This window comes from Streptomyces sp. MB09-01, from assembly GCF_033794505.1.
Classification (GTDB): domain Bacteria; phylum Actinomycetota; class Actinomycetes; order Streptomycetales; family Streptomycetaceae; genus Streptomyces.
Window position 1 is genome coordinate 1 of sequence record NZ_JARAYQ010000297.1, and the last position, 9,267, is coordinate 9,267.

The window sequence follows — 9,267 nt, forward strand, 5'->3', positions numbered from 1 at the left end:
GTGGGGGCACCGGGGGCTGCGGGGAAATCAGACATGGTCTTGCCGTCTCCTGAACGCGTCGTAGGAGGGCAAGCCCTCCTAGGGGTTCACAGGCTACGCACGGCGGCCGCTCGCGGGGAGTACTCGGCGGATCTTTATCGGCAACTGCACAACATGTATCCGGAACCGATTCGCGCCCCCGCGCGGTCACGCATCCGGAACCGGTACGCGACCCGCGGGAGCACCGCGCGGCTACCGGAAGACCGAGGGCGGCGGCTGCGGCGAGGCCACCGCGGACGCGTCGGCGACGGGGGCCGCGCCGCCCGTGAAGTCCGCCAGGGCCCGGCCGTGCTCGACCCGGCCCGGGTGGGGGTCGCTCGCGACCCGGCGGGTGAATTCCGCGACGGGCAGCTCACGGTCGGACGCCACCAGGACCGCATTGCCGAAACGTTTCCCCCGCCACACCACGGGGTCTGCGGCCAGCGCCAGCTCCGTGAACCGGGACGCGGCCGTCGCGATCTGGCTCCGCAGGTGGGTCAGGGGCGGACCGTCCGCGAGGTTGGCCACGTACCACCCGGTGGGCGCGAGGGCACGTCGTACGTCGTCCAGGAACTCGGCGCTCGTCAGGTGCGCCGGGGTGCGCGCCCCGCTGAACACGTCCGCGATCACCAGGTCCGCCCAGCCGTCCGGCACCTTCGCCAGGCCCGCCCGGGCGTCCACCGCGCGGACCCGGACCCGTGCCTGCGGGTCCAGCGGCAGGTGTTCCCGTACGAAGGCGACCAGTGCGGCGTCGATCTCCACGATCTGCTGGGTCGAGCGGGGCCGGGAGGCGGCCGTGTAGCGGGCGAGGGTGAAGGCGCCGCCGCCGAGGTGCACCACGTTCAGGGGCTGGCGTGCGGGCGCGACGAGGTCGATCAGGTGGCCGATCCTCCGCTGGTAGGCGAAGTCCAGGTATCCGGGGTCGTCCAGGTCCACGTGCGACTGCGGGGCCCCGTCGATCAGCAGGGTCCAGGCGGCGCCGCGCTCGCGGTCCGGCTCCAGCTCCGCCCGGCCGCCGTCCACCTGTCCGGCGACCGCCTCGGCGCTACCGCGTCCGCGCTGCTTGCCCTTGTTCCTGTCCTTGCCTGCCACCACCCCATTGTGCCGGGCGGCAGCCGGGGAGGGGTCAGCGGCAGTTGTCCGCGGCCTCGATCAGCCGGGCCGCCTCGCCGAGCGCCGCGCGCAGCACCTCGGGGTCGGTGACCGGCCCGACGGCCTCCGGCGGGAGCAGCCAGCCGGTGGAGCCCGCGGTGGGCGAGGCGGCGTCGCCGAAGCACATCCCGCGCCCGTTGGTGTGCGTACAGGCACTGCCCGGCAGGTCCCAGGCGTCGGCGGTGCCGGGGGGGACGAGGAAGCCGAGGGTGTCGCCGGAGCCGTCGTGCAGGACGGGGCCGACCCCGCCGGCCTGGCTGGCGGCGCGGCGGATGATGTCCACCGCCTCCAGACCCTGCCGCGTGGGCACGGTCACCAGGTCGAGATCGAGATCCGGGGCCGTGCCGGGCTCGGACGCGGTGTTCGTTCCAGTGCTCTCCATGCCGCCCTCCACCAAGGGAACCCCTCCTCGATCCGTATCCGCATGGGTTCAACGCACGGGAACGTCAACGGGTGCGGCGGCAAGACGCTGCAAAGGATGGCAGTTCATGGCGGATCGCGGGTGAGATATCCGTTTTGTAGCCAAACATCGCATGAACACCCCAGCGCTGGAGGTACGTTCATGCGCGCCGGGCCCCACCCTCACAGCACCGGCGCTGCGGTCCTTGCCAGAGAGGTCACGTCCATGGCGGCGTCCCCCCACTCACCCAACTCCACGTTCCGGCGGCTGCGCGGGCAGCACTCCCCGGCCGAGTTCGCAGCCCTGGTGCGCCGGGCGGCGAAGGAGATCGGAGAAACGGTTTCCTGCGACGCGCGCTACATCGGCCGGGTCGAGTCCGGCGAGATCCGCTGCCCCAACTACGCGTACGAGCGGGTCTTCCTCCATATGTTCCCCGGGCGCGCCCTGGCCGACCTGGGATTCTCCCCGCGCGAGAGCGTGCGCGGGCGCTCGGCGCAGCGCGATCCCTTCACCACCGTCCCCACCCACCGTTCCCCTTCCAGTGCCAAGGAGAGCGACGTGCTGCGTCGCGCGTTCATGGCGGGCGGCTCCGCGACCGTGGCGGCCGCGACGCTCAGCCTCACCCTGCTCGGCGACACCCGCCGGCTCCCCTCCCGCGCCGGCGAGTCCGAGGCGGCCGCCGTCGAGGACGCGGTACGCCAGATCCGCCTGCTGGACGACCGGCACGGGGCCGACGCCCTGTACCGCAGGGCCGCAGAGCCCCTGCGCACCGCCTACGCCCTGCTCGACGCGGGGGCCACCCGGCAGTCCACCGAGGACCGGCTGCACGCGGGTGCCGGCGAACTGGCCGTCTCGGTCGGCTGGCTGGCCCACGACTCCGGCCGTTTCGACGACGCCCGCTCGCACTACGCGGAGGCCCTGGCGACGGCCCGGGTCGCGCGGGACGCGGGTCTGGAGGCGCACGCCTTCAGCAACATGGCCTTCCTGGCCCGGGACTGCGGCCGCTCCCGCGAGGCGGTACGGGCGGCCCAGGCCGGCCGCCGGGCCGCGCGCTCCCTCGGTTCCCCCCGGCTGCTGTCGCTGCTCGCCCTGCGGGAGGCCGGCGGCTGGGCGGGGCTGGCCGACCGCAAGGCCTGCGAGGAGGCGCTGACCCGGGCCCACACGGAGTTCTCCCGCGGCGAGGCCGACGCCGACCCCGAGTGGATGTCCTTCTTCGGCGAGGCGGAGCTGGAGTTCCTGGAGGCGCGGTGCTGGGCGGCGCTCGGGGAACACGCCCGCGCGGCCCGGCACGCCCGCCGCGCCGCCGACCTCCAGGATCCGCACTTCGCCCGGAACGTCGCCCTCTACACGGCCGAGCTGGCCGGTGACCTGGCCCGCGCGGGCGCCCCGGACGAGGCCGCCTGGGCGGGGGGCCGGGTGCTGGACCTGCTGACCGAGGTCCAGTCCACCCGGGTCCGGTCGTTGCTCTCGGAGACCGCAGCCGCCCTGGTCCCGCACCAGCGGTCCCCGCGCGTGGGCGCCTTCCTGACCCGGCACGCGGCGGTCTGACCCCGCCGGTTCGCGGTCAGCCGCCGAGGTACTCGTAGACCCCGCCCTCGGGGTGGCGCACCACCGCGCGGCGCCCGTTGGGCGTGGGGGCGGGGGCGGCGATCACCTCACCCCCGGACGCGGCGCAGTGCGCGACCGCCGCGTCGAGATCGGCCACGGAGAGGGTGGCGGCCACTCCCGCGAACCGCTCGGCGATCGCGTCGGGCCCGCTGAACAGCAGGAACGGCCCGACGCTCGCCAGGTCCAGGCCGGCGAACTCGAAGCGGGTCGCCGGCTGGCCGGTGAGGCGTACGTAGAAGTCCAGGGCCGGACCGAGATCGTCCACGCGCCGCCGCAGCACCACGGAGGTAATCGTCATGGGTCCATCCTCCCAGCTGGGTGACGACTCAACTCCCTTGCGGTGAGCGCCTTTAGGCGGATTCCCGGCCAACTCCCCTTCCGACCGAAGGCAGCCGCCGGGGGTTCCGCGAGCCTCCCGGCGACTTCGCCGCCGGGCTGGAGAGTGCGGCGGCAGGGCTGAAATGGCCGGTCGGCACTCGCCGTTTGCGCCCGGCTCCACCCGAACCGACGAAGCCCGCCGCCCCGGCGCATTGGGCCGCGGCCCGGCCCGGCCCGGCCCGAAGGGACTTACGCGTCCAGGTGCCCCGTGTCGTTCCAGCGTTCCAGGGCGGGGGCACCGTACGCCCAGCCGAGGACCGAGAGGGAGGTGGGCTCCAGGCGGATCCGGGCGCCGAAGGAGGCTTCGAAGCCGAGCCAGCGGGCGGCGAGGGTGCGCAGGACGTGGCCGTGGGCGAAGACCAGGACGTCGCGCTCCGCCGAGCGGGCCCAGGCGACGACCTCGTCCGCGCGCGCCGCGATGTCGGCGACGGACTCGCCGCCCGGGACCCCGTCGCGCCAGATCAGCCAGCCGGGCCGGATCGCCTGGATCTCGGCCGGGGTCATGCCCTCGTAGTCGCCGTAGTCCCACTCCAGCAGGGCGTCCCACGGCTCCGCCCGGACCCCGAAGCCCGCCAGGTCGCAGCTCTCGCTCGCGCGGACCAGCGGACTGGTGCGGACCTCGATGCCGGGCAGACTGTTCCACGGGTCGCGGGCCAGCCGCTCGCCGAGCAGCTTCGCACCCCGCTTGCCCTCTTCCAGCAGGGGCACGTCCGTGCGTCCGGTGTGCTTGCCGAGCTGGGACCACGCCGTCTGGCCGTGGCGGGCCAGCAGGATGCGGGGGGCCATGGGGTTCTCCCGTTTCATGCGAATTCGCGCACTTTCGTACGTTTTCCGGCCATTCAATCGTCCGTCCATCATCCATCACACGAACAACGGGGGACCCCACCCGCCCCCGGCACCGGTTTCCGCGCTAAGTCCACGATTGTCAGTGGCGGATGGGACACTTCCGCCCGTGAGCTCCTACCCGCCCAGCAGCCCCGCGCAGCCGACCACCCTGCGGCAGCGGCTCGCCGGCCTGCGCGGCCCGGCCGTACCGCCCCGTCCGCTCGACGCCCGGGCGCTGGCTGCCCTCGCCGCCAATCCCGGCTGCGGCAGACGGGCCCTGCTCGACGGCGCCGGCGTGGACAAGAACGCCCTCGCCACGGCCCTCGGCTCGCCCGCCGCCTTCGGGCAGTCGCAGTTCGCCATAGTCCGCGGGAACTCCTTCGAGGCCAAGGTCAAGGGCGACGGCGGTGCCGAGCTGCTGCGGCTGGTCCACGCGCACCTCGACCCGGCCGCCGAGCCCCCCGGCGCGGGCGCCCACGTCCCCGACCTCACCGCCGCCGGGCCCGAGGGCCGCGCCGCCCGCACCGCGCTCGCCCTGCGCGAGGCCACCGCGGCGCGGGCGTGGACCCTGCTGGACCACCCGATGCTGGCCCTGGAGGTGGCCGGCTACCCGGCCTACCTGGAGCCGGACGCCGTGGTCGTGCATCCCGACGGCCGCTGGACCGTGGTGGAGATCAAGTCGTTCCCGATGATCGACGGGGCCGCCGACGCCGCGAAGGTGGGCGCCGCCGCCCGCCAGGCCGCCGTGTACGTGCTGGCCCTGGAGAAGACCGCCGGGAAGCTGGCGGGCGCCGAGGTCGGGCACACCGTGCTGCTGGTCTGCCCGAAGGACTTCTCCAACCTGCCCACCGCCTCCCCCGTCGACATCCGCCGCGAGCGTTCCGTGACCCGGCGCCAGCTGGACCGGCTGACCCGGGTCGAGGAGCTGGCCGCGGCGCTGCCCGAGGGGCTCAGCTTCGACCCGGCGACCCGGACCACCGAGGAGCTCGTCGAGGCGGTGTCCGCCGTCGACGCCGCCTACGCCCCCGAGTGCCTGGCCGCCTGCGAGCTGGCCTTCCACTGCCGGGAGCGGGCCCGCACCGCGGGCACGGTGACCGCGCTGGGCCGTTCCGTACGGGGTGAGCTGGGCGGGCTGACCACCGTCGAGGAAGCCCTCGCGGCGGCCGCCGGGGCCGGCTGCGCCGAGGATCCGACCGCCGCCGCCCTGCACCGCGCGGCCCGGCTGCGCGCCGAGGCGCTGGAGTCGGCGGCGGGGGTCGTCGCATGAGCCTGCTGAACACACTGGCCCGGCTGGAGGCCGTGCGGGCGGGCCGCGCCCAGCCGCTCGCGACCGTACGGCACCGCCACCTGAGCGAGCGCCCGATGGTCTTCGTGCCGCTGACCACGGCCGGTGAGGCCGGGGCTCCGCTGGGCGCGCTGGTCGGCACGGACCGGCACGAGCCGCAGGTGTTCGTGATACCCCAGCCCCGCGACCGGGACCTGCGCTGGGCGTTCCTCGCGGACCTGGCGGTCCACGTGCTGGCCCACATCGACGCGTACGCGGACGCCGTGGAGCCGGCCGAGCGCAGCGAGACCGACCCGGAGACGGGCAAGCGGGTCAAGGTGGAGACCGAGCTGTGCGTGGACGCGCCGCAGCTGATCGTGCCGAGCCGGGCGGGCATCGAGTACGTGCGGCTGCTGGGGCGGTCGATGCGGTTCCGGCGCACCGCCGAGGAGGAGCCGGAGAATCCGTATCCGGCGCCCTCGCAGGTGCCGATGCTGGGCCGCTGGTTCACCCACCTCGCCGAGCGCTCCCGCGTGCCCGGCTCCTCGATGCTGCTGTCGGCGACCGACCTGCTGTCCCGGCACTGGGCGACCGGCCAGAGCAATCTGGAGGACCAGCACCTGGGCGCACTGCTGAGCTGGATCGACCCGCCCGAGGGCCTTTCGGGGGCCGAGGCGGCGCTCCGGGCGGAGCTGGGCCGCGACGGGGAAGGCCGGCTGCTGTGCCCGCCGGCCGGTCCGGCCACCGACCCGGCGTTCGACAACAAGCTGCTGGCCCCGGCGATCGCCCGCTACGACGCGGCGCGCACGGCCCTGGCCACCGGGCCCCGGGACGACGACGGCGCGGTGCGGAAGGCCGAAGAGGTCCGCAAGGCCGGAGAGGCCGTGCGCCGGCTGGTCGTGGACCAGATGTCGAACACCTGGTGGGCGACGTGGGAGGCGATCGACCTGCTGCGCGCCCTGCCGCCGGGCGAGCGCGCGGAGGAGCGCTGGACGCGCGACCGCTGGTCGTACACCGGCCACCGGGACCGCGTACGGGCGGGCGAGCCGCCGCAGCCGCGCCGCGACGACGCGGTGACGGCGGCCCAGAAGCTGGCCACGCGGGAGACCGAGCAGGTGCGGCTGGACGCGCAGGAGGCGCTGGACGACCCCCTCGTCATGGCGGGCCGGCGCCTCGCGGGCGAGGCCTTCGCCGGCGAGGTCACCGAGGTGGTGATGGAGTGGACGGAGTCGAAGCGGCCGAGCCCGCGCCCGCTGGTGACGGTGGCCACGGAGGACCGGCCGCAGCTGGCGGAAGGGGGCGGCGGGAAGGTGTTCCGTTCGCTGGACGGTCGCCCGCAGAGCGCGCAGTTCGTACGCTTCGAGGAGGACGGGCGGCTGGTGCTGCGGCTCCTCGACAAGATGGGCCGCGGCCGGGAGCCTGAGCCCGGTTCGGTGCCGGAGAAGGGCGACCGGGTGTGCTGGACGCTCTTCGAGCACGACGCGCGCGGCGGCCCGAAGCTGCCGGAGCCGGAGCAGACGCCGTGGACCCACGGCGGCCCGCCGGGGCACCTGAGCGCCGTTCCCCTGCCCGACGCCGTGACCGACGAGGACGTGCTGTGACCGCGACCGCATCCTTCGACCCCGGGGCCGCGGCCGCCGAGGCGACCGCCGCGATCCTGCGCGACACCCTGCACGGGGCCGAGCGGGGCGTGGTCGTCGACTCCCCGCCGGGAGCCGGCAAGTCCACGCTGGTGGTGCGGGCGGCCCGGGAGCTGGCCGCGGCCGGGCGCCGGCTGATGGTGGTGGCGCAGACGAACGCGCAGGTCGACGACCTGGTGCTGCGCCTCGCCGACAAGGACCCTGAGCTGAAGGTGGGCCGGCTGCACAGCAGCGAGGGGGATGCTTACGACCCGGCGCTGCGGGAGCTGCCCTCGGTGACCCTGTCGGCCAAGCCGGGGGATCTCGCGGAGCTGCCGGTCACCATCTCCACGGCGGCGAAGTGGGCGTTCGTCAAGGACGTCGAGCCCTGGCAGCACGCCATCGTCGACGAGGCGTACCAGATGCGCTCGGACGCGCTGCTGGCCGTGGCCGGGCTGTTCGAGCGGGCGCTGTTCGTGGGCGACCCGGGGCAGCTCGACCCCTTCAGCGTGGTGGGTGCGGAGCAGTGGGCGGGCCTGTCCTACGACCCCTCGGCCTCGGCGGTGAGCACCCTGCTCGCGCACAACCCGCAGCTGCCGCAGCACCGGCTGCCGGTGTCCTGGCGGCTCCCGGCCACGGCGGCGCCGCTGGTCTCCCGTGCGTTCTACCCGTACACGCAGTTCCGCAGCGGTACGGGGCCGGGCGAGCGGCGGCTGTCGTACGGCGTTCCCTCGGACGGGTCGGGCCCGGACCGGGTGCTGGACGAGGCCGCCGAGGCGGGCTGGGGGCTGCTGGAGCTGCCCGCGCGGCACACCCCGCGCACCGACCCGGAGGCCGTCGGTGCGGTGGCCCTGGTGGTCCGCCGGGCCCTGGACCGCGGGGCGGTGACCTCCGACGAGCAGTCCGACGGTCCTTCCCCGCTGACGGCCGACCGGATCGCGGTCGGCACCGCCCACCGCGACCAGGCGGCCGCGGTCCGCGCGGCGCTGGCCGTGCTCGGGGTCACCGGAGTCACGGTGGACACCGCGAACCGCCTCCAGGGCCGCGAGTACGACCTCACGGTGGTCCTCCACCCCCTGTCGGGCCGCCCGGACGCGACGGCCTTCCACCTGGAGACGGGCCGCCTGTGCGTCCTGGCCTCCCGGCACCGGCACGCGTGCGTGGTGGTGGCCCGGGCGGGCATAGCGGAACTCCTGGACGACCACCCGTCGACGGAACCGGTCCAACTCGGCGTGACGGTGAAGTTCCCGGACGGGTGGGAGGCCAACCACTCGGTCCTGGCCCACCTGGCGGAACACCGCGTGCCCTGGCGTCCGTAGGGGCGAGCGGCCGGGCTGCCGGGGGCTCAGGTCTTGCGCTTCGCGCCCTTGCGTTCGCGCAGGAGTTCGCCGACCTCGGCCAGGGTGCGGAGCTGCTCCGGGGTCAGGATGTCGATCAGGTGGCGGCGGACCGACTCCACGTGGAGGGGGGCCGCCTCCGTGATCGTGGCCACGCCCGTGCCGGTGAGGACGACCTCCGCGCCCCGGCCGTCCGTGGCCACCTCCTCGCGGCGGACGATGCCGCGCCTCTCCATGCGGGTGAGCTGGTGGGACAGCCGGCTGCGGGACCACTGCATCAGTTCGGCCAGTGCCGTGATCCGCATGCGGTGGCCGTCCGTGGAGCCGAGCACCGACAGGACGTCGTAGTCGGCCTCGGAGAGCCCGCTGTCCTGGCTCAGGTCGCGCGCGATCTCCGCGTTGACCAGCGGGAACATCCGCCGCCACGCGTACCAGGCGTCCTGTTCGGGATCCGTGAGCCAGCGGGGAGGCTCGGATGCGGGGGTCATGCTTCCACTCTAGCCAGGTCGGTGACACATCACCTATCTGGTTGACACGTCACGCACACTCCGGCTTTTATAGGTGACACATCAACAACCGCATCGACCGGGAGTCCACTCCATGACCCGCCTGCACGTCATCTCCGCCGCCACCCGCCCCACCTCCCTTTCCCGGGCCCCACCGGGG

At 74.6% G+C, this 9,267-nt stretch carries 9 protein-coding genes; 4 read left to right on the top strand and 5 right to left on the bottom strand.

Annotated features, from left to right (window positions below):
* Window positions 1-231: 231 nt before the first annotated feature.
* Window positions 232-1,110 (bottom strand): fused MFS/spermidine synthase, encoded by an 879-nt coding sequence (locus tag PV721_RS37300; protein WP_319732361.1) that lies wholly within the window; start codon window positions 1,108-1,110, stop codon window positions 232-234.
* 34 nt (window positions 1,111-1,144) lie between these two features.
* Window positions 1,145-1,552, bottom strand: coding sequence for a hypothetical protein (locus PV721_RS37305; protein WP_319732363.1), 408 nt, complete (start codon window positions 1,550-1,552; stop codon window positions 1,145-1,147).
* Between the two features lie 243 nt (window positions 1,553-1,795).
* Here PV721_RS37305 and PV721_RS37310 point away from each other — a divergent pair, with 243 nt between their 5' ends.
* Window positions 1,796-3,118, top strand: coding sequence for a tetratricopeptide repeat protein (locus PV721_RS37310; RefSeq protein WP_319732365.1), 1,323 nt, complete (start codon window positions 1,796-1,798; stop codon window positions 3,116-3,118).
* A 16-nt stretch (window positions 3,119-3,134) separates the two neighbouring features.
* Here PV721_RS37310 and PV721_RS37315 read toward each other — a convergent pair whose 3' ends face one another.
* A complete protein-coding gene (locus tag PV721_RS37315) occupies window positions 3,135-3,476 on the bottom strand; it encodes a VOC family protein (RefSeq protein WP_319732367.1) in 342 nt (113 codons plus the stop codon).
* 269 nt (window positions 3,477-3,745) lie between these two features.
* Window positions 3,746-4,342: a histidine phosphatase family protein gene (locus PV721_RS37320; protein ID WP_319732369.1), complete on the bottom strand. Its 597-nt coding sequence runs from the start codon at window positions 4,340-4,342 to the stop codon at window positions 3,746-3,748.
* A 166-nt stretch (window positions 4,343-4,508) separates the two neighbouring features.
* Here PV721_RS37320 and PV721_RS37325 point away from each other — a divergent pair, with 166 nt between their 5' ends.
* Genes PV721_RS37325 through PV721_RS37335 form a run of 3 tightly spaced genes read left to right on the top strand, consistent with a single transcriptional unit; the run spans window position 4,509 to window position 8,583 of the window.
* Window positions 4,509-5,648 (top strand): hypothetical protein, encoded by a 1,140-nt coding sequence (locus PV721_RS37325; RefSeq protein ID WP_319732370.1) that lies wholly within the window; start codon window positions 4,509-4,511, stop codon window positions 5,646-5,648.
* A complete protein-coding gene (locus tag PV721_RS37330) occupies window positions 5,645-7,246 on the top strand; it encodes a hypothetical protein (protein ID WP_319732372.1) in 1,602 nt (533 codons plus the stop codon). The genes PV721_RS37325 and PV721_RS37330 overlap by 4 nt, the downstream gene beginning before the upstream one ends.
* Window positions 7,243-8,583 carry an AAA domain-containing protein gene (locus PV721_RS37335; RefSeq protein WP_319732373.1) on the top strand — a complete coding sequence of 447 codons (1,341 nt, stop codon included), beginning with the start codon at window positions 7,243-7,245 and terminating at the stop codon, window positions 8,581-8,583. Before PV721_RS37330 ends, PV721_RS37335 begins: the two co-directional genes overlap by 4 nt.
* 26 nt (window positions 8,584-8,609) lie before the next feature.
* Here PV721_RS37335 and PV721_RS37340 read toward each other — a convergent pair whose 3' ends face one another.
* Complete coding sequence (locus PV721_RS37340) at window positions 8,610-9,089, bottom strand: MarR family winged helix-turn-helix transcriptional regulator (protein ID WP_319732375.1); 480 nt, start codon at window positions 9,087-9,089, stop codon at window positions 8,610-8,612.
* Window positions 9,090-9,267 lie beyond the last annotated feature (178 nt).